The sequence below is a fragment of the Pseudomonas sp. Colony2 genome (assembly GCF_019382755.1).
Classification (GTDB): domain Bacteria; phylum Pseudomonadota; class Gammaproteobacteria; order Pseudomonadales; family Pseudomonadaceae; genus Aquipseudomonas.
On sequence record NZ_CP080030.1, the window covers coordinates 5,933,786 to 5,953,578 of the forward strand.

Annotated in this window: 18 protein-coding genes; 3 read left to right on the plus strand and 15 right to left on the minus strand. The window is 60.6% G+C overall.

Translation table 11 applies throughout. The features are described 5' to 3' along the window. Positions 1-82: 82 nt before the first annotated feature. The 7 genes from cyoE to hmpA form a co-directional block, all read right to left on the minus strand. Positions 83-970: a heme o synthase gene (gene cyoE / locus JV201_RS23980; RefSeq protein ID WP_003216376.1), complete on the minus strand. Its 888-nt coding sequence runs from the start codon at positions 968-970 to the stop codon at positions 83-85. Between the two features lie 11 nt (positions 971-981). Further along, positions 982-1,317 (minus strand): cytochrome o ubiquinol oxidase subunit IV, encoded by a 336-nt coding sequence (gene cyoD, locus JV201_RS23985; protein WP_003216374.1) that lies wholly within the window; start codon positions 1,315-1,317, stop codon positions 982-984. After that, entirely contained in the window at positions 1,317-1,943 is a 627-nt protein-coding gene (locus JV201_RS23990) for a cytochrome o ubiquinol oxidase subunit III (protein WP_008435616.1), read from the minus strand. The genes cyoD and JV201_RS23990 overlap by 1 nt, the downstream gene beginning before the upstream one ends. A 3-nt stretch (positions 1,944-1,946) precedes the next feature. After that, positions 1,947-3,965 (minus strand): cytochrome o ubiquinol oxidase subunit I, encoded by a 2,019-nt coding sequence (gene cyoB, locus JV201_RS23995; RefSeq protein ID WP_003216371.1) that lies wholly within the window; start codon positions 3,963-3,965, stop codon positions 1,947-1,949. A gap of 3 nt (positions 3,966-3,968) precedes the next feature. Beyond that, on the minus strand, positions 3,969-4,910 hold the full coding sequence (cyoA, locus tag JV201_RS24000; protein WP_008435619.1) for a ubiquinol oxidase subunit II: 942 nt from the start codon (positions 4,908-4,910) through the stop codon (positions 3,969-3,971). 798 nt (positions 4,911-5,708) lie between these two features. Next, on the minus strand, positions 5,709-6,215 hold the full coding sequence (locus tag JV201_RS24005) for a disulfide bond formation protein B (RefSeq protein WP_008435621.1): 507 nt from the start codon (positions 6,213-6,215) through the stop codon (positions 5,709-5,711). Between the two features lie 245 nt (positions 6,216-6,460). After that, entirely contained in the window at positions 6,461-7,642 is a 1,182-nt protein-coding gene (gene hmpA / locus JV201_RS24010) for an NO-inducible flavohemoprotein (RefSeq protein ID WP_219406122.1), read from the minus strand. 147 nt (positions 7,643-7,789) lie between these two features. On the opposite strand from hmpA, the gene norR reads away from it, so the two are divergent. Next, on the plus strand, positions 7,790-9,334 hold the full coding sequence (norR, locus tag JV201_RS24015) for a nitric oxide reductase transcriptional regulator NorR (protein ID WP_008435623.1): 1,545 nt from the start codon (positions 7,790-7,792) through the stop codon (positions 9,332-9,334). Positions 9,335-9,390: 56 nt separating this feature from the next. Here norR and JV201_RS24020 read toward each other — a convergent pair whose 3' ends face one another. Beyond that, a complete protein-coding gene (locus JV201_RS24020; RefSeq protein ID WP_008435625.1) occupies positions 9,391-10,302 on the minus strand; it encodes a DMT family transporter in 912 nt (303 codons plus the stop codon). 137 nt (positions 10,303-10,439) lie between these two features. Between JV201_RS24020 and JV201_RS24025 the strand changes: the two genes are divergently transcribed. After that, a complete protein-coding gene (locus tag JV201_RS24025; protein ID WP_219406123.1) occupies positions 10,440-11,315 on the plus strand; it encodes a helix-turn-helix domain-containing protein in 876 nt (291 codons plus the stop codon). A gap of 135 nt (positions 11,316-11,450) precedes the next feature. Here JV201_RS24025 and dacB read toward each other — a convergent pair whose 3' ends face one another. From dacB to JV201_RS24060, 7 genes are all read right to left on the minus strand, one after another. Further along, positions 11,451-12,911: a D-alanyl-D-alanine carboxypeptidase/D-alanyl-D-alanine-endopeptidase gene (gene dacB / locus JV201_RS24030; RefSeq protein WP_008435629.1), complete on the minus strand. Its 1,461-nt coding sequence runs from the start codon at positions 12,909-12,911 to the stop codon at positions 11,451-11,453. A 101-nt stretch (positions 12,912-13,012) separates the two neighbouring features. Beyond that, a complete protein-coding gene (locus JV201_RS24035; protein ID WP_177049062.1) occupies positions 13,013-15,439 on the minus strand; it encodes a TonB-dependent receptor in 2,427 nt (808 codons plus the stop codon). Between the two features lie 109 nt (positions 15,440-15,548). After that, positions 15,549-16,484, minus strand: coding sequence for a glutathione S-transferase family protein (locus JV201_RS24040; RefSeq protein ID WP_008435631.1), 936 nt, complete (start codon positions 16,482-16,484; stop codon positions 15,549-15,551). 75 nt (positions 16,485-16,559) lie between these two features. Further along, complete coding sequence (locus JV201_RS24045; protein ID WP_003216354.1) at positions 16,560-16,835, minus strand: GIY-YIG nuclease family protein; 276 nt, start codon at positions 16,833-16,835, stop codon at positions 16,560-16,562. 36 nt (positions 16,836-16,871) lie between these two features. After that, a complete protein-coding gene (locus tag JV201_RS24050; RefSeq protein ID WP_008435632.1) occupies positions 16,872-17,342 on the minus strand; it encodes a nuclear transport factor 2 family protein in 471 nt (156 codons plus the stop codon). A gap of 100 nt (positions 17,343-17,442) precedes the next feature. After that, complete coding sequence (locus JV201_RS24055; protein WP_003216351.1) at positions 17,443-18,078, minus strand: response regulator transcription factor; 636 nt, start codon at positions 18,076-18,078, stop codon at positions 17,443-17,445. A 200-nt stretch (positions 18,079-18,278) separates the two neighbouring features. Then, complete coding sequence (locus JV201_RS24060) at positions 18,279-19,013, minus strand: response regulator (RefSeq protein WP_003216349.1); 735 nt, start codon at positions 19,011-19,013, stop codon at positions 18,279-18,281. A 504-nt stretch (positions 19,014-19,517) separates the two neighbouring features. On the opposite strand from JV201_RS24060, the gene JV201_RS24065 reads away from it, so the two are divergent. Beyond that, on the plus strand, positions 19,518-19,793 hold a 276-nt coding region (locus JV201_RS24065), incomplete at its 3' end, for a DUF1120 domain-containing protein (RefSeq protein ID WP_219406124.1).

Consider the following 19,793-nt stretch of genomic DNA (forward strand, 5'->3'; position numbering starts at 1 on the left):
TAAGATTTGGCATAGTTTAAAGGCCCCTCAATAAAAAACCCCGCGCTTCTTTCGAAGGCGGGGTTTTTTACTGCTCGATCACTCAGTGAGCGTACGTCAGCAGCAACTCTTTCGGCACCTGGAAATCCAGGGACATCATCACGCTCAAGGCGGTGATGGTGAAGATCGAGAAGACGAACAGCTTGCGTGCCCAGACGGTGTCATCCACCGCCTTGTAGCCGGTCCAGGCCATGTACAACCAGTACATGCCCATGGCGGCGGCAACGGCGAGGTAGCTCATGCCGGCGTAGCCACTGAAGGTCAACATCAAGGTCGCCACGAGGAAGGCCAGGATGTAGAGCAGGATGTGTTTCTTGGCGACCTTGATGCCACGCTTGACCGGAAGAACCGGAATCGAGGCAGCCAGGTAGTCGTTGAAGCGGAAGATCGCGATGGCATAGGAGTGCGGCATCTGCCACAGGCTGAACATCACCAGTAGCACCAACGCGGCCATGTCGAAGCTATTGGTCACAGCCACATAACCAATCACCGGCGGCATCGCCCCCGACAGACTGCCCACCAGCGTGCCGTGAACCGACTTGCGCTTGAGGTACAGGCTGTAGAAGCCGACGTAGATGACGAAGCCGATCACGGCAAACAGCGCCGCCAGCGGGTTGGCCACCTTGTACAGCAACACCACGCCGGCGATACCCAGGATGGTCGCGAAGATCAGTGCCAGTTTCAGGGAGATAAGGCCCTGGACCAGCACACGATTCTTGGTGCGTTCCATCTTGATGTCGATATCGCGGTCGATGCAGTTGTTGAATACACAACCGGAAGCTACCACCAGGGACGTGCCGATCATCGCAGCCAGGAAAATGGCCAGATCGACATGCCCCTTGGAGGCCAGGAAGAAACCGCCTGCCACAGAAAGCACGTTACCGAAAATGATCCCCGGTTTGGTGATTTGGATAAAGTGCTTAAGCGACATCGGGTCTTACCTCACTTCGCCATCATGAACGTATGGATGCTGAACATGATCCATACCGACAGGCCAACCAGCAGGAGGATCACCAAACCTGCGAACACGAACGCAATCACGTTATCGCGCTGAGCCTTCGAGCGGTCCAGGTGCAGGAAGTACACCAGGTGAACCAGGACCTGGATCACCGCGAACGCCAGGACGATCATCAAGGTGATCGACTTCGGCAAGGTTGGGTACATCACCAGGCCGAACGGGATCAGCGTCAGGATGACCGACAGGATGAAGCCAATGGCGTACGACTTGACGCTGCCGTGGCTGTCATCATGGCTGTCATGGGAATGTGCATTAGCCATTACAGAGTCCCCATCAGGTAGACAACGGTGAAGACGCAGATCCAGACCACGTCCAGGAAGTGCCAGAACAGGCTCAGGCAGCTCAGGCGAGTCTTGTTGGTGTTGGTCAGGCCATGTTTGTTGACCTGATACATCATGGTCGCCATCCAGATCAGACCGGCAGTCACGTGCAGACCGTGGGTGCCTACCAGCGTGAAGAACGCCGACAGGAAGCCGCTACGGTGCGGGCCGTAACCTTCGGAGATCAGCAGGTGGAACTCGTTGACCTCCATGCCGATGAAGCCCAGGCCGAACAGGAAGGTCAGTGCCAACCAGCTCAGGACGCCTTTCTTGCTGCCCTTGTAGAAGGCCAGCATGGCGAAGCCGTAGGTGATCGAGCTGAACAACAGCAAGGCGGTTTCGCCGAGCACGTAAGGCAGTTCGAAGATGTCGTGGCCCGACGGGCCACCCGCTACGTTGTTTACCAGTACCGCGTACACCGCGAAGATCGACGCAAACAAGATGCAGTCGGTCATCAGGTAGAGCCAGAAACCGAATACGGTCATTGGCCCCGAGTCGTGGTGATGGTCATCGTGCCCATGGTCATCGACATGGGCGTGTCCAGCATTGGTCACTAAGTTCGACATGGTTTAAGCCTGTTCCAACGAGGTTTCAACACGGTTGGCCGGGATCTTCTTCTCGGCAACCAGGCGAGCGTGTTGCTCGGCTTCGATGCGTTCGATCACGTCGACCGGCACCATGTAGCCTTGGTCATCACGGGCAGCGTGAACGATGAAGTAGCCGATGGTGCCCACCAGGCTCACGATGGCCAGCCACCAGATGTGCCAGATCATCGCGAAACCGAACACGGTCAACAGCGCGCCCATCACAACGCCGGTAGCGGTGTTGTTAGGCATGTGGATCGGTTCGTAACGCGCAGGCTTCTGGTACGCAGTACCGTCTTCCTTGGCTTCGGTGAACGGATCGATGCTGTCAGCCTTCGGCAGTACGGCAAAGTTGTAGAACGGCGGTGGCGACGAAGTCGACCATTCCAGGGTGTGTGCATTCCATGGGTCGCCGGATTCGCACATGTTCTGCTTGCGATCACGCACGCTGACATACAGCTGGATCAGCTGGCAGGCGATACCCACAGCGATCATCAGTGCACCCACCATGGCAACGTACAGGTACGGTACCCACTCAGGGTTGGTCGTGGCGTTCAGACGACGGGTCATGCCCATGAAGCCGAGAGCGTAGAGCGGCATGAACGCGACGAAGAAGCCCGAGATCCAGAACCAGAATGCAGCCTTGCCCCAGCCTTCGTGCAGCTTGAAGCCGAACGCTTTCGGGAAGTAGAAGCTGAAACCTGCGATGTAGCCGAATACTGCGCCGCCGATGATCACGTTATGGAAGTGAGCAATTACGAACAGGCTGTTGTGCAGTACGAAGTCAGCACCCGGGATGGCCAGCAGTACGCCGGTCATGCCGCCGATCGCGAAGGTCACCATGAAGCCCAGGGTCCACAGAACCTGGCTGGTGATACGCAGACGACCGTGATAGATGGTGAATAGCCAGTTAAATAGCTTCACCCCCGTCGGGATGGAAATCAGCATCGTCGCCAGTCCGAAGAACGCGTTGACGCTGGCCCCCGAACCCATGGTGAAGAAGTGGTGCAGCCAAACCATGAAGCCCAGTACCGAGATCGCGCCCGAGGCGTAGATCATCGAGTGGTGACCGAACAGGCGCTTGCCCGAGAAGGTCGAGATCACTTCAGAGAAGATACCGAACGCTGGCAGGATCAGGATGTACACCTCAGGGTGACCCCATGCCCAGAACAGGTTCACGTACATCATTGGATTGCCACCAAGTTCATTGGTGAAAATGTGGAAATCCAGGTAACGGTCAAGCGACAGCAACGCCATGGTTGCAGCCAGGATCGGGAACGATGCAACGATCAGTACGTTGGCCCAGGTGCAGGTCCAGGTGAAGATCGGCATGTCCATCAGCTTCATGCCAGGGGCGCGCATTTTCAAGACGGTGGCCAGGAAGTTGACCCCCGTCAGTGTCGTCCCGAGTCCTGATAACTGTAGCGCCCAGATGTAGTAATCCACACCCACGCCCGGACTGTAGGCCAGGCCCGACAATGGCGGATACGCAACCCAACCGGTCTTGGCGAATTCGCCGACGCCCAGGGACAGGTTGATCAGCACTACGCCGGATACCAGCAGCCAGAAGCTCAGGGAGTTCAGGAACGGGAACGCAACGTCACGCGCACCGATCTGCAGCGGCAAGGCAAGGTTCATCAGGCCGGTGAAGAAAGGCATCGCCATGAAGATGATCATGATCACACCGTGGGCGGTGAAGATCTGGTCATAGTGTTCAGGAGGCAGGTAGCCAGGCGAACCCTCGGTGGCCATGGCCAACTGGGTACGCATCATGATGGCGTCGGCAAAACCACGCAGCAGCATGACCATGGCAACGATGACGTACATGACGCCGATTTTCTTGTGGTCGACCGAAGTCAGCCACTCGGTCCACAGGTAGGTCCACTTCTTGAAGTAAGTGATACCTGCAAACAGTGCCAGACCACCCAGCGCGATCATGGCGATGGTCACCATCACGATCGGCTCGTGGAACGGGACCGCATCCCAACTTAATTTACCAAACATCGTTTACTCCTCTGCCCCAGCAGTTGAATGCGAGCCCGTGTCAGAACCTTCAACCGCGGCCACTTCTTTCTTCTCGTGCTCGATCGGCTTGCCTGGCTTCATACCTTCGTACTTGTCGACGATTTTCTGAAACAGGTCCGGCTCGTACGTGGAGTACAGGGCGACTGGGTTGTTCTGGCTTGGTTTGGCAAGGGCGTCGTATTCAGCTTGATCAAGCTGTTTAGGTGCGGCCTTGACTTCGGCTACCCAGGCGTTGAAATCTTCCTGGCTCGTCGAGATCGCTTTGAATTTCATGCCGGTGAAGCCAGCACCGCTGTAGTTGGCGGAGATGCCTTCCATTTCAGCTTTCTCGTTCGCGATCAGGTGCAGACGGGTCTGCATGCCTGCCATCGCGTAGATCTGGCCACCCAGTGCAGGGATGAAGAACGAGTTCATCACGGCGTCGGAGGTGATCCGGAAATTAAGCGGGGTGTTCTCCGGGAACCGGATCTGGTTCACAGTGGCGATACCCAGGTCCGGGTAGATGAACAGCCACTTCCAGTCCAGCGCGACCACTTCGATGTTGATCGGCTTGACGTCGGAGTCCAGCGGACGGTACGGGTCCAGCTCATGAGTCGACTTATAGGTGATGTAACCCAGGGCGATGATGATGAGGATCGGCACCAGCCACACCGCGATTTCAATCTTGGTGGAGTGCGACCACTTCGGCGCGTAGGTGGCGCTGGTGTTCGACGCGCGGTATTTCCAGGCGAACGCGAACGTCATGATGATCACGGGCACCACGACCAACAGCATCAGCAGGGTGGCGGTGATGATCAGGTTGCGTTGATCCAGACCGACCTGACCTTTAGGGTCGAGCAAGGTCCACTTGCAGCCTCCCAGCATTAACATCATGCCAAGCAGCGGCAAAAAGCCTAGTAATCGGGGGTACCTGTTTTTACTCATCTCACGACCTCTAAAGCAGCTTGCGCAATGCAGTTGGGTTTTGATCGCCAACACTTCACCCTGCCAAGGGTTGGCATTTCTCTTCGATTGAATAAGGGCCTGCCCGTCGCACCTTGCGCGAATCGACACGTCCCGGGCTAGCGGTGAGTTCTTATTCGAATTCGTTGGTCAAAGGCCTTGTTACAGACCAATTCCATTTGGTGCGGATAGTTGAAAGGCTGCCGGCACCTGGGGTCGCATGAAACGTTACATCCGCTTCTCGACCGCCCTAGTTTGCTCAGGGGTGAGCAGCACCGGACATTCAGTGCGGGCGATTGTAGTTAGCTAGCGATGTATAAACCATGTCTTATCCAGAAATAATTTTTATCGTTTCCAGCAATAATCCTTCACCATTATTGCAAAGGTCCGCGATCGTATCGCGTTTGATTCTCGACAAAAACCACAAAAAATGCCGTGTTATTGGGCAATCTGCCACATCCCTTACAGCCTGTAAGGGCATCGAAAACGGATCCAAGTCCCCTAAAAACAAGGCATTCGGACATCGGGCAATGTCGCCGACCGCACGCCACTCGCGGCGTCGGCCAGACGACGAACTGACAGCCATAAAACGCCGCTTCATGCAAATTTATGGCGCGTTTACGAGCGTCAGAAACGTCATGCGACAGCTTCCGTGTGACAACATGTCGCACGCTGCGCACACCCAAACTTGCCCCGCGTCACGGCCTCTTCACAAATGCCTACAAACAAAAACGCCCCAGCCTTCTTTAGAGGAAGGCCGGGGCGTTGAGTTGTAACCGCTTAGGCTTTGCCCTGGCGATTACGGTAAATGCCCAGTGGCACCAGGATCACCGTCAGCACAAAGGCCACCAGCGCCCACTGGGCCAGGGACAGGCCGAGCACGGGCGGGTACGGCGTCTCACAGAAGCCGTCGACCTGGAACCCCAGGGGAAACACCGAGGCCAGCGGCAAGCCATCGACAATCGGTTGCAGCACGTCGATGCCGCAGCTGACCTTCGGAAAGAACTGGATGTACACGTGATAGCCGGCAGCGGCGACGCCCCCCAGGGCGCTGAGGGTCACCAGTGCTTCAAACACCGTGACACTGCGGGTGGTGCGCATGGCGGCACCGATGAAGGCGAAGATCGCGATCAGCAGCAAGGCATAACGTTGCAGGATGCACAGCGGGCAAGGGGCCTCGCCCAGCACCACCTGCATGTACAGCGCCCCGCCGATCAGCGCCAGGCAGATGATGCCCAGCAGTACCAGAAAGCGTCGCTCCCTGCCCAAACGCAATTCGTCGATCATCCCCGTTTCCCTTTAGCCAATGATGGTTGTGCCAATGGCCGCAAGTTTACACGCGGACGGTGAAAGTTGAGCAGTTGGCGTGTGGAGGTTTAAACAGGAGGCATTAACAGGAGATTAATCAGGGAAAATGGAGATCAAAATGTGGGAGCGGGCTTGCTCGCGAARGCGGTGTATCAGGCACACATTCAGTGACTGACACTCCGCTTTCGCGAGCAAGCCCGCTCCCACATTTTTGACCGAGTAAGTTATTCCAGAGCCGACGCCGGCCCAAAGAACTCATACCGGCTCTGCGCTTCCGGCACACCCAGGGCCTTCAAGTGACGCTTGATCGCCGCCATGAAGCCTTTAGGCCCCAGGAAGTACGCATCCACATCGCGCTCCTGCGGCAGCCACGCCGCCAGTTGCTCCTGGCTCAGCATCCCGACCTTGTCCGCCGCCGGGCTCACGCCATCATCCTCGGCGTAGCAATAGAAGCGCTTGAGCTGCGGATGCTGCGCCGCCAGGCCGTCCACCCATTCGCGGAACGCATGCACGCCGCCATTACGCGCGCAGTGGATAAAGTGAACCGGACGCTCGGTGGCCAGCGCCGCTTCGAGCATCGGCAATGTTGGCGTGATGCCCACGCCGCCGCTGATCAGCACCAATGGCTTGTCGCTGGCCGCCAGGGTGAACTCCCCCGAAGGCGGGAACAGATCGATGGTCGCACCCACCTGGAACTGGTCATGCAGGTAGTTCGACACCCGCCCACCGGCTTCGCGCTTGACGCTGATGCGGTACTGGCCCGAATCGCCACGCGCCGACAGGGAATAGTTGCGGCGCACTTCCTCGCCCTCCAGCACCAGCTTCATGCCGATGTACTGCCCAGGCTCGGCGGCCAGGATCGGGCCGTTATTCACAGGCGCGAAGTAAAACGAGATAATTTCCGCGCTCTCCTCCACACGCTTGACCAAGGTGAACGGCCGCGCGCCACGCCAGCCGCCCGGTGCTTGTTCCTTCTCTTTATAGATAGCCGCCTCGGCACCGATCAGGATGTCGGCCAATTGGCCATAGGCGGCGCCCCAGGCACTCATCACTTCAGGGGTGGCGATTTCGCTGCCCAGCACTTCGGAAATTGCCCGCAGCAGGCAGGTACCGACAATCGGGTAATGCTCCGGCAGGATCTGCAGGGCCACGTGCTTGTTGATGATCTTTGCCACCAGATCGCCCAACTGGTCGAGTTGGTCGATATGCCGGGCGTACATCAGCACGCCGTTGGCCAAGGCCCGGGGCTGGTCGCCGCTGGCCTGGTGGGCCTGGTTGAACAGCGGACGTACTTCTGGGTATTCGGACAGCATCATCCGGTAGAAATGGGTGATCAGGGCTTCGCCGCCACTTTCCAGCAGGGGCACGGTGGATTTGACGATGGCACGGTCTTGGGCACTAAGCATGGCAGACTCCTGAGTCTTCTTACTGAATACCCTTTACTACTCAGTATTCATGCCAACTAATAAATCCTTATAAATCAAATGCTTAATATTAATGTAGTCAGTATGACTTCCTACGTTATATAGTCACTATGACTACAAGGAGTCATTATGACTGCGAAGCCGCTGCTCACCACCCTGCTGCCCCTGGTCGCCGACCTGTCCCGCGAGTTGCCCGAAGGCGAGCGTTACCGGCGCCTGCTCCAGGCCATGCGCGCCCTGCTACCCTGCGACGCGGCCGCCCTGCTGCGCCTCGACGGCGAATGGCTGGTGCCGCTGGCGGTGGATGGCTTGAGTACCGACACCCTCGGCCGGCGCTTCAAGGTCAGCGAACATCCGCGTTTCGCCGTGCTGCTCAGCAGCCCCGGCCCTACCCGCTTTGACAGCGACAGCGAACTGCCCGACCCCTATGACGGCTTGGTGGATGGCCTGCACGGGCACCTGGAAGTCCACGACTGCATGGGCTGCCCGCTGTTTGTCGACGACCAGCCCTGGGGCCTGCTGACCCTCGACGCCCTCGACACCGAGCGTTTCGAACGAGTGGAACTGGACGCCCTGCAAGCCTTTGCCAGCCTCGCCGCCGCCACCGTCAATGTGGCTGAACGCATCGAACGCCTGGCCCTGCGCGCCGAAGACGAACACCAGCGCGCCGAAATCTACCGCCAGGCCAGCGGCCAGCAGCACAAGGAAATGATCGGCCAGAGCAAGAGCCACAAACGCCTGGTGGAAGAAATCAACCTGGTGGGTGGCAGTGACCTGACGGTATTGATCACCGGCGAGACCGGCGTGGGCAAGGAGCTGGTGGCCCAGGCGATCCATGCCGCATCAAACCGCGCCGAGAAACCGCTGATCAGCCTCAACTGCGCCGCCCTGCCGGAAACCCTGGTGGAAAGCGAACTGTTCGGCCACGTGCGCGGGGCGTTTACCGGCGCGCTCAACGAACGCCGGGGCAAGTTCGAGCTGGCGAATGGCGGCACGCTGTTTCTTGATGAAGTGGGCGAGTTGTCCCTCACCGTGCAGGCCAAGCTGCTGCGGGTGCTGCAAAGTGGCCAGTTGCAGCGCCTGGGGTCTGACAAGGAGCACCAGGTGGATGTGCGCCTGATCGCTGCCACTAACCGGGATCTGGCCGAAGAAGTACGCAGCGGCCGCTATCGTGCCGACTTTTATCACCGTTTGAGTGTGTACCCGTTGCAAGTCCCGGCGCTGCGTGAGCGCGGTCGCGATGTGCTGTTGCTGGCGGGCTTTTTCCTTGAACAGAACCGCTCACGCATGGGCCTGGGCAGCCTGCGCCTGACCAGCGATGCCCAGGCGGCACTGCTGGCTTATACCTGGCCGGGGAATGTGCGCGAACTGGAACACTTGATCGGCCGCAGCGCCTTGAAAGCCCTGGGTAACTGCCGGGAGCGCCCGAAGATTCTCAGCCTCAGCGCGGCGGATCTGGACTTGCCGAACGCCACCGCGCCACCGCTCGAAGCGCAGCCCGACCCCGTGCCGGACGTCACCGGCGACCTGCGCCTGGCCACCGAGAACTACCAGCGCCAGGTCATCAGCGCCTGCCTCGAACGCCACCAGCACAACTGGGCCAGTGCCGCCCGTGAGCTGGGCCTGGACCGGGCCAACCTGGGACGAATGGCCAAGCGCCTGGGCCTGAAGTAATGAACGGTGATTCTCAGGTAAAGGAGATCAAATGTGGGAGCTGTCGAGCCCCCACACTAAACCTGCTTCGCCTTGTAGATTGGATTGATCGGCGCGCCAGCCTTGGGCTTGCGAAACACCAACACATTCCCCAGCATCACCAGCACCAACCCCGCCAACGCCGGCGCCGTCCACTGATAGCCCTCGGCAAACGCCGAGACGTTCAACGCCACCACCGGGAACAGCACGGTGCAATACGCCGCCCGCTCCGGCCCCATGCGCCCGACCAGGGTCAGGTAGGCGGTAAAGCCAATCACCGAACCCGGGATCACCAGGTACAGCAGCGAACCGATGTACCGGCTGTTCCATTCCATGTCGAACGGAATGCCCTGCACCGCGCAGTACATCGCCAGCATCGACGCACCATAGGCCATGCCCCAGGCATTGGTGGTCAGTGGCTTGAGGCCCGCCTTCTGCTGCAGGCTCGACAGCATATTGCCCGCCGAGAAACACATGGTGCCGAGCAATGCCAAACCCAGGCCGAGCAAGGTTTGCGGGCTGGCGGTGTGCCCCACCAGTTCCGGCCAGAACAACAGCCCCAGGCCGAGCAAGCCAAGGCCGCCGCCCATCAACACATTGCGTGCGACCTTCTGCCCGAAGAACACCCGGGCGTTCAGCGCGTTCCACAAGGTGGCCGTCGAGAACACCACCGCCACCAGGCCGCTGGGAATCCACTGGCTGGCGGTCAGGAAGCACATGAAGTTGACGCAAAACAGGCACAGGCCCTGGGCCAGGCAGATCAGATGCCCGCGCCGGTTCATCACCTGCAGCTTGCGGCTGAGCAGCAGCATCACGAACAGCACCAGCGCAGCGAGGCCAAAGCGATAGACGATGGACACCGGAATCGCCACCACGCCCAGTTGCCACTTGAGGGCAATCCAGGTGGTGCCCCAGATCAATACGGTGAGTAAATACAGGAAAAGGTTCATGGCGGGCTCCGAGGGTTGAGCCACAGTTTCGCCCCTGGCGGCACCAGGTCTCTTGCACATTCTTGCGCTTTTGTCGGCTGCCGGGATCACAGCCGCCGCCGCTGGGAGTAGGATGCAAGCCGTCAGAGAGTACGAATATGCCGCCACTGGAAACCCTGCAAGTCTTTCAATCCCTCAACCGCTCGCCCAACGCTCGCCTCGAGCTGTGCGCCGAGCTCGGTGACGGCTTGTCTGCAGCCTTGTGGAGCAACCATCACGACGCCCAGGATTACGAAGCCCCCGACCACCACACCTTGTCCTGCTACATCGGCGGTGGCACCGGCACCTTTCGCCGCGACCAGCCCGGCACCAAGGGCGGCCCGGACAAGCTGTGCATCTTGCCGGCCGAGCATCAGTCGGCCTGGGTGATCAACGGCGAAATCCGCCTGGCCCACGTGTATTTCAGCCCCGAGCAATTCGCCCTGGGCTGCGTCACCTTGCTGGACCGCGAACCCCGCGAGTTGCAACTGCGCGAGAGCACCTTCCTCGACGATGCGCGGCAGGCCCGGCGTTTTCACCAGTTGATCAGCCTGAACTGGAAAGAGCCCGGCGAACGCCTGCTGACCAGCAGCCTGGCCCATGAGATGCTCAGCCATACCTTGCTCAGCCAGGTGGGGATGCGCGAGGGTTTGCGTTTGAAAGGCGGGCTGGCCGCCCACCAGCGCCGGCAACTGGTGGAGCACATCGACCAGCAACTGGCGGAGCCGATCAGCCTGGGGCAGTTGGCAGGCTTGTGTGCGTTGTCGGAGTACCACTTTGCGCGGATGTTTCGCGAGAGTTTTGGACTGCCGCCCCATCAATATCTGCTGGCGCGGCGCCTGGCCCGCGCCCGGGAGTTGTTGCGGGGTGGGTCGTTGCCGCTGGGCGAGATTGCCCTGGCGTGCGGGTTTTCCAGCGCCAGCCACTTTACCAACCGGTTCCGCCAGACGATGGGCGCAACCCCTGGTGAATACCGGCAGGCGTTCCTGCCTTGAGATGCAATCTGCCTGACAGCACAGGTCCAATGTGGGAGCGGGCTTGCTCGCGAAWGCGGTGTGACAGTCAACACATGTACTGATTGATCCAGCGCWTTCGCGAGCAAGCCCGCTCCCACCTTTGATTTTCGGTGCTCAATAGTCCGTGCTGTTGGCCAGTGCCGTGGCCAGGCGGTTTTCCAGCGCCTTGACCCGCGCGCCTGCGACCACGTAATTGTTGGTCACCATCGAAAACACCAGCTTGCGCCCATTGGCATCGGTGACATACCCGGTCAACGACGACACGCCGCTCATGGAGCCGGTCTTGCCGTGCAGGTTGTTTTCCGCAGCGGTGCCCCGCAGGCGGTAACGCAGGCTGCCGCCCACCAGGCGCTGCGGATTACCGGCAACCGGCAACGCGTTGTACCAGGCATTGAACCAGGGCTGTTTGCTGGCGGCCAGCAGCACATCCGTGAGGTTCTGCGACGACACCAGGTTACGCCGGGACAACCCCGAACCGTCCACCTGGTTCAACGTCGCCGTATCAATCCCCTGACGTTTCAGGAACCCGGCCACCGCCGCCACACCGGCAGGCGCCGTACCGGCATTCACGGTCTTGCGCCCCATGCTCTTGAGCAAGGCTTCAGACATGTTGTTATTGGAAAGCTTGAGCAACGGCGTGATCAGTTCCTGCAACGGCGCCGACTCATGCAGCGCGAGCACCGTCGCCGTGGTCGGCGTCACACCCCCGATCATCCGACGCCCCTGCACGACAATCCCCTGCTGCGCCAAGGCCTGTTCAAACAGGTTGGCCACCAGTTGCGTCGGCTCCCACACACTGACCAGTTGCGGGCTCTGCCTGCCCGGCGCCAACGCGCCACTGAGGCGCAACAGGTTGGTGCCGTGCTGGCGATTGATTCCATAGCTGTTGCCTGCGCCGCTGACCGCACGGTTGCTGAGCTGCACGTAATCGGTAGCCGGGCTGATCTCCACCGTCACCGGGCGCCCTGCCACGACCGGCGCCCTGGCCGTGACCAGCAGGGAGCCCGCATCAAAGTCGTCATTGGGCGATACCGTCAGCGCCGAAATCTGCGCGCCGTAGTAGGTGCTTTCATCGTCCTGGGACCAGTCGGTGCCCAGGCGCTCGGCGTCGAAGAACGTGTCGTCGAACACCAGGTCGCCCCGCACCTGCCGGATGCCCTGCTGCGCCAGGTTGGCCGCCAGCGCCTGGTAATCCGCCCACTGGATCGTCGGGTCGCCCAGGCCGCGCAGGTAGAGGTTGCCGTCAAGCACCGCGCCCTGGCGGATGCCGTCGCTCAACAGTTGCGTGGAAAACCGATACTGCGGCCCCAGCACATCCATCGCCGCCGCAGTGGTCAACAGCTTGAGGCTCGAAGCCGGGCTCAGCCGCGTACGCGGGTTGTGCTGGTAGAGCGTGTTGCCGCTGCGGGCATCACGCACCATCAGCGATACGCTGGCGCCGTGCAGTGCCGGGTCGGCCAGCAACTGGTCGAGGCTGGCGCTGGTGGAAGTTTTCGGCGCCGTGGCGCAACCGCCCAGCAACAAGCTCAAGCCCAGCAGCAGCCCGCCGGTGTGTATCCATCGTCCCAACTGCATCGCTATCGTGTTCCCGCAAAGTCATTAATGGCGGCCACGCTAGCAGCTCGACAACCGTATGGCGAGGCAGCCGGCTACCGCGCCATAGGGTGTAGCCGAATTTAGAACGTCAGGGTGCTGGACACCGACACCTGCCGCGCATCGCCGATGGACACGAACTGGGTGTTCACGGCCGAGGTGTAATAGGTGCGGTCAAACAGGTTCTTCACGTTGAGCTGGAACTTGACCTTCTGCCCCTCGATTTTAGTGTCATAGGTGGCGAACGCATCGGCCACGGTGTAGCTCGGCAGGTCGAAATCGTTGGCGGCATTACCCGCTCGCTCCCCCACATAACGTACACCGGCGCCCACCCGCAGTTGGTCACCGCCAAGGATGCTGCCGAAGTCATACACCGCTGACAGCGAGCCGGTGTTCTTCGCGACGTTTTGCAGGCGGTTGCCCTTAAGGTCCGGGTCTTCGGTGACGACAGCATCGGTGTAGGCGTAGCTGCCGATTACGCTCCACTTATCCGTCAGTTGACCGCTGGCGTCCAGTTCAAGGCCGCGGGAGCGGACCTTGCCGGCTACGCTGTAGATCGCGGTCGGGCCGTCGCCCACCTCGACCAATACATTGCGCTTCTCGATGTTGAACAGAGCGGCGCTGGCAGTGATGCGCCCCGGTATATCGAGCTTGGTCCCCAACTCCCAGGACTTCGACTGCTCCGGCTCAAGGCTGCCATCCAGCACACTTTTGTTCGCCAGCGGTGCGATGGTGGAGTTGGGCTTGAACGACTCGGTGTAGCTGCCATAGAACGACAGCTCGTCAGTGTAGCGGTACACCAGGCCCGCGCGTGGCACCCACTTCTGGCCATTGCCGTCGGTGTTGGCGGTGAACGGGACACCCTTGCCGGCGTATTGGTCGTACATCTGATAACGCGCGCCACCCACCAGGATCCACTGGTCAGTGAGGTGGATCGCATCCTGCAGGAACAGCGAGTCGCTGCGCAGCAGGTCCATCTGGTTGCTGTCCGGCGCGCTGACGGTGGTGCCCGCCACTTCATTGCCATAGACCGGGTCGTTGTAGTTGAACGTGCCACGGGGCGCCTGGCGGATCAGGTCGGCCCGGTAGATCTTGCGGTACTCGTCATCCAGGCCGAAGGTCAGGTCGTGCTGCATGCCCGCGACGTTGACCTTGCCTTCAAGGCTGGCGGTGGCGAAGCGGTCGGTGGTCAGTGCGCCCTGGGTGCCGTCCATGCTGCGGGTCAGGGTGCCATTGGCGTTGACCTTGACCACACGCACCTGGCTGGCGTCGTAGGTCTCGCGGTTCCAGCTGTAGCCGAAGTGGGCTTTCCAGTCGTCATTCAAATCGTGGTCGGCCTCGAAGCGGTACAGGTCGGAGCGGCCTTCCATGTTGTTGAAGGGCTCGTCCAGGCGGCGAGTCGACGGGATGTTGAGCGGGTGGTTGGTCTTGGGGTCGATGGCGGTGCCCCGGTCGAACGGCGAGAGAAACTCCCGGTGCTCATAGGCAAACAACAGCTTGGTGTTGTCGCCGTACCAGGCCAGCGACGGTGCGATCAGGCTCTCGCGGTGAGTGCCGTAGTTGCGCCAGTAATCTTCGTCTTCATGGTCGACGATCAAGCGGTACGCCAACCCGCTGTCACCGATGGGCCCTGTGGTGTCGAGGTTGCCGCCGCTGCCGTTCTTGCCGTCGCCAAAGGTCGAGCCGCGCACGGTCAGCGAGGTGGATTGGATCAGCTCGGGTTTCTTGCTGACGATATTGACCACGCCGCCCGGATCCTGGATGCCATACAGCAACGACGACGGGCCCTTGAGCACTTCGACGCGCTCGGCGGTGGAGTTCAGCGCGCGGCCCTGCACCAGCGGCATGCCGTCCTGCATGATCGAACCGTTTCGGTTGTCACCAAAACCCCGCAGCATCACCGCGTCCTGGGTGCTGCCCAAGGTGTTGGCCTGGGTGATGCCACTGATGTTGGTCAGGGCATCGTCGAGGTTGCGCGGCTGTTGATCGCGCATCACCTGGGCCGGTACAACGTTGACAGTCTGTGGGGTTTCCAGCAGCAGGCCGTGGGAACGCATCACCGAACTGGTAGGCGGCGGTTGATAGCTGGTGGTATCCGAGGCCAGGGCGGCACCGTTGATGGTGGTGGCGCCGAGGTTCAGCGCGCCGTCGGTGGGCAGCGGTTCCAGGGCCAGGGTGCGGGCGTCGATCTGGCGGAAGGTGAAGCCGGAATTACCCAGCAGGCGTTGCATGGCCTGGGCCGCACTCATCTGCCCGGTGATGGCCGGGGCCTTGATGGCGTACGGCGCTTCGTCGGTGTAGACCACGCTGATGCCGGTCACCCGGGTGAAGTCGCTCAAGGCCTGGGGCAGCGGCTTGGCGGCCAGGGCAAAGTTGAACAGCGTGCTCTGCTGCTGCGCCTCGGCCGCCTGCGCCACGCCCAGGGGCAACAGCGCCAGCCCCGAAACTGCCAATACCGAGGCTCCCAGCCAATGTTTAACCGAACCCGCCGACGTTGCCCTGGACTTCATGCTTGAGAACCCGTGTGTAAAAACGCTGTTAATGCGAATTAATCGCAGTTTCAAGCACTACACGGATGGCCGACAGGTTTACCTCACACCGATTTGAAAATAATTTCAGTCACGCCGGTTGGATCCGAAATCCGAAGCGCGGAACGTGCACATGCACGGTGCCGGCGCGGTCATCGGTGCGCCGCAGAATCAGCTCTTCGCGGCCGGCAAACAGCAACTCCCCGGCCACCGGATCGGTGCCGTAGTCGGTGGCGCTGATGGTCACTTGCTGGCCGGGCTTGAAGCCGTTCGGGTCTTCGAAGATTTCTTCCGGCAGGTTGGCCGGCGTGGCATTGCGCGCGACTTCCAGGGCTTGCTCGGCACTCATCTGGCTCGACGTGCCATGCCCGAAACCCAACACCCGGGCGAGCCAGGCGGCCACCGCAGGATAGGTTTCCACCAGCGGCGAGGTGACCGACGATCCCATGAGGAACCACAACGGGTGCGCCAGGGCGAAGTCGGCAATCGACGGCTCGCCGAACAGGAAGTCGCCCTGCTGGTGCTGCAACTGCTGATTGATACGACCGATGATCACCGGCCATTGATGCTTGGCCTGATCCAGTTGCACACGGGTGGCCGTGCCGCCACTGAACAATTTGCTGCGGTCGGCCACCAGCACCTGGAGCATTTCCGGCGGCACTTTGGCGAACTTGACCGCCAGGGATTCCGGCTGGAACACCAGGCTCACGGCATGGGAGAACACCGTCGAATCAGCCCAGGCGGCGAAGCTTTGGCTGACCAGTTCCAGGCCTTGGGGAAACAGCGCCGGCGCGGACTTTTCCTGCTCCAGGCGGCGGGCGATCAGTGCGGTGTCGCAGTAGATATCGGCGCCCACTTGCAACACCGGGGTCTTGCGATAACCACCGGTGAGGGCCGTCAAGTCAGGCTTGGGCATCACCGGCGAGATGTGCACCGAACGCCAGGACAAGCCCTTGAAGCCCAGCAACAGGCGGGCTTTTTCGGCAAACGGGGATTGCGGGTAGTGGTGCAGGATCAACTCAGTCATGCCAGGCTCCGCTCAATGAGTGAGCGTCCAGCTTAGCCTGCAAAACCGGCAAAGGCGCGCATGGGAACCTATCAGTCAAACTGATGGGCCGATCGCCGCCAGGCACTCCTTGGCGCTTTTCTTGAGTTTCTTGATCAGCCGTTCCTGGCGCAGCGCCTCGGCCTTGCTGATGCATGCCTCGGTGTACACCAGCGCCACGGCGGGGCTTGAGAGAAAAAACCGTGCGCCCTTGCCACTCTGGTGCATGGCAAAGCGGCGCACCGGGTCATTGCTGATGCCGCAATAGAGCGAGCCATTGGCGGCGCGCACCAGGTAGACAAACCACGGTTTGGCTTCAGAAGGAGTCGTCACGGATCAATTCGGCAAACCAGAGGAACGCCAATCTTATCAACGACTGGCCTGGAACGCCTTCAACCCTTTCAGCGCCTGGGCCCGCACGGCGTTTTTCACCAGCGGCGTCCAGCCCAGCAACAGGCCTTTGGTGCCCAACGCCTGCCGCGACCAGCGCCACAGGTCAAAGTGGTCGTGGTGCTCGCAGATCTTGCCGTCACGAAACACAAAGCGCGCCCGGATATCGTTGACTACGGTGTTGCCCGTCGCACTGAACAGGTAGGTCGCCACCCAATGGGCGCTGCCGGTGATTTCATCGCTGCGCACACTGTCGAAGGTCAGGGAAAAGTCCTTGGCCCGGGTGGTCAGCATGCGCCACATGTCGCCGGCATCACGGCCACGCAGTTCACCGAATGCCGGGTCGCTGAACACCACGTCGTCGCTGTAGCAGGCGCTCATGGCCTCGGCATCCAGGCGCTGGAAGGCACTGTAGAACTCGGTGATCAAGGCGTTATGGGCGTCGCTCATGGGCAGGTTCCGCAAAAGAAGTTGGGATGGCCGGTACGATAATCCCCAAGGCCGGGGAACACTACTGGCATCAACGCCAGGAATACCTCATCCCGTCCCTTCAGGGCACCATTCCGCTGCTGCGAGCATAGTGGAACAAATCCACATCGGTGGAGATACACAGCCGGTTCATCGCGGTACTTTTCTGTTTGCTGATGGTGGAGATGCTGCGGTTGACCCGCGCGGCAATCTGGCTGACGGTCATGCCGCTGGCCAGCATGCGCACCACTTCGCGTTCCTTGCCCGACAGTTGCGGCGGTTGTGATTGATCGCCCGTGCCCGCCTGCACCAACTGGGTTCGCAGGGACTCGCTGACGAAGGTCTTGCCCTCGCAGACTTCCTTGATCGCCGTGGGCAACTCCTTGGCCGATGCACTCTTGGCGACAATGCCTCGGGCGCCCTCGGCAAACGAGGCACGCAGGGTGGCGATATTGGCGAACATCGTCACCAGGATCACCGGCACCCCGGGGTATTGGCGTTGCAACAAGCCCAACAACACATAGCCGTCAGCCTGCTGCCCGCCCGGCATGGCGAAGTCCGTCACCAGCACATCGCAAGGGGTGCTGCCCAGTACCCGCAGCAGCTCATCCGGGCCGTTGGCCTCACCGACCACCTTGCACTTGCCGTTGGCCTCGATCACCACCTTCTGCCCGATCCGAACAATGGGATGATCGTCAGCAATAATTACGCGAAGCATAGAAATCCATGAGTGATGGCAAATTGATTTGCGCAAAATAACCCTGTCCGTCCCGGGCAACAACCGCCCACCTGGGAGCGGTTTTCAATGGCGTCCCGTGTTCTTAAGCGGGTGATTTTTTACCTACAACAAAAAAGGAAACCACCTACAAACTAAGCCCACAGACAGAGGTAATACCCCCTACAGAATCGCTGAAAATGTCATAAATCTGTCAAATAGCGCAGATACACCAGCAGGTCCTGGTCGAACCGCTGCAATGCCCGCCTGTTGCACCGGATCCCGTGCTTGCGCACCTGTTCGATCAACTCCCCCGCACAGCGATCCAGCTCCGTCTCGCCAAAAAACGCCAGGCTTCCCGCCAGGCGATGCAGGCAGTCGACCAATGCATGCGGGTCGACGATGCGGCAAGCCTGTACCAGGCCTGCGTAATCAGCCTCGGCCTCGCGCACCAGGGTGCGCAACATCTGGTTCACCACCTGTTCATCACCAAATGTCCTGATCAGTTCGGCACGAGTCGGCCAGTGCGCCCCGGCGCAGGCTGTGGCAGGCGGGTTCGTACTGGCGCCCGGCGGCTGTGGCAGCCACTGCTCCAGCACCCCGCGCAATTGTTCCAGGGTCAGCGGCTTGAGCAGCCAGGCATCCATGCCGGCCTCAAGGCAGCGGCGCGCATCGTCCGCAGAGAGTTTGGCGGTCAAGGCAATGATCGGCACACGCGGGCGGCTGTGTACGGCCTCTCGCCGCCTGATCTCACGAGCCATGCTATAGCCATCCAGCACCGGCATGCGGCAATCGCTGATCACCAGGTCGAAATGCCGCAGGGCGATGGCGGTCAACGCGGCCTGCCCGTTGCACACCAGTTCGTGATCGACTTCGAATTTTTGCAGGAACCAGCCCATCAAGGCGCGATAGGCCTGATGGTCCTCGACGATCAGCACGCTCAGGTGCTTCCAGTGAACAGGAGGACTGCGCCATGGCACCGTTTGCTGCCTGGGGGCGTCGTCAGCAAACACGCTTGGCATCATGGCCACCTCGATATCGGCGCCGACCTGCCAGGGCCATCAGACGGCCCTGGCATATCGTCTAGTGAGGGTGCGCTTGACGGTGATCCTTAACCCATCCGCCTGGCACCCATTACCGAATCAAGCTATCCACATGAATACCACTCTTGCGATACAAGAACTACGAAAAGACAGTTTTTCCTACAGCTCCGCCCACCTATTCCGACTTGACGCAGGCGAGCTAGAGGGATAGCGGATTGTCGTAATTCTTGTATTTCCCCTCCTCCCCCCCGGCGCTAAATTGCGCCCCACCCCAAGAGGGCAACCCGCCAACTCACCTGGCGGCCAACTATCCGAACTGACCCGACGCCCAACCGCGCCTCTTTCTGCGCTGCGGTGAGCTGCACCCGTCAGTTGATCCAACACCGAGACAATACAACCATGAACAAGCATCTGATCGCCGTCGCCAGCGCCCTGCTGATCACTGGCACCGCCCCCGCCTTCGCCGCCAGCACCGTGGACCTGACAGTCAAGGGCATCATCACCCCGAATGCCTGCACGCCGAGCCTGTCCAGTGGCGGGGTCATCGACCACGGCAAGATGTCGGCCAAGGACTTGAACGCCACCCAGATCACCCCGCTGCCGAAGGTCAATTTGCAAATGACCGTGACCTGCGATGCGCCCGTGGTCTTCGCCCTGAAGGCGACCGATAACCGT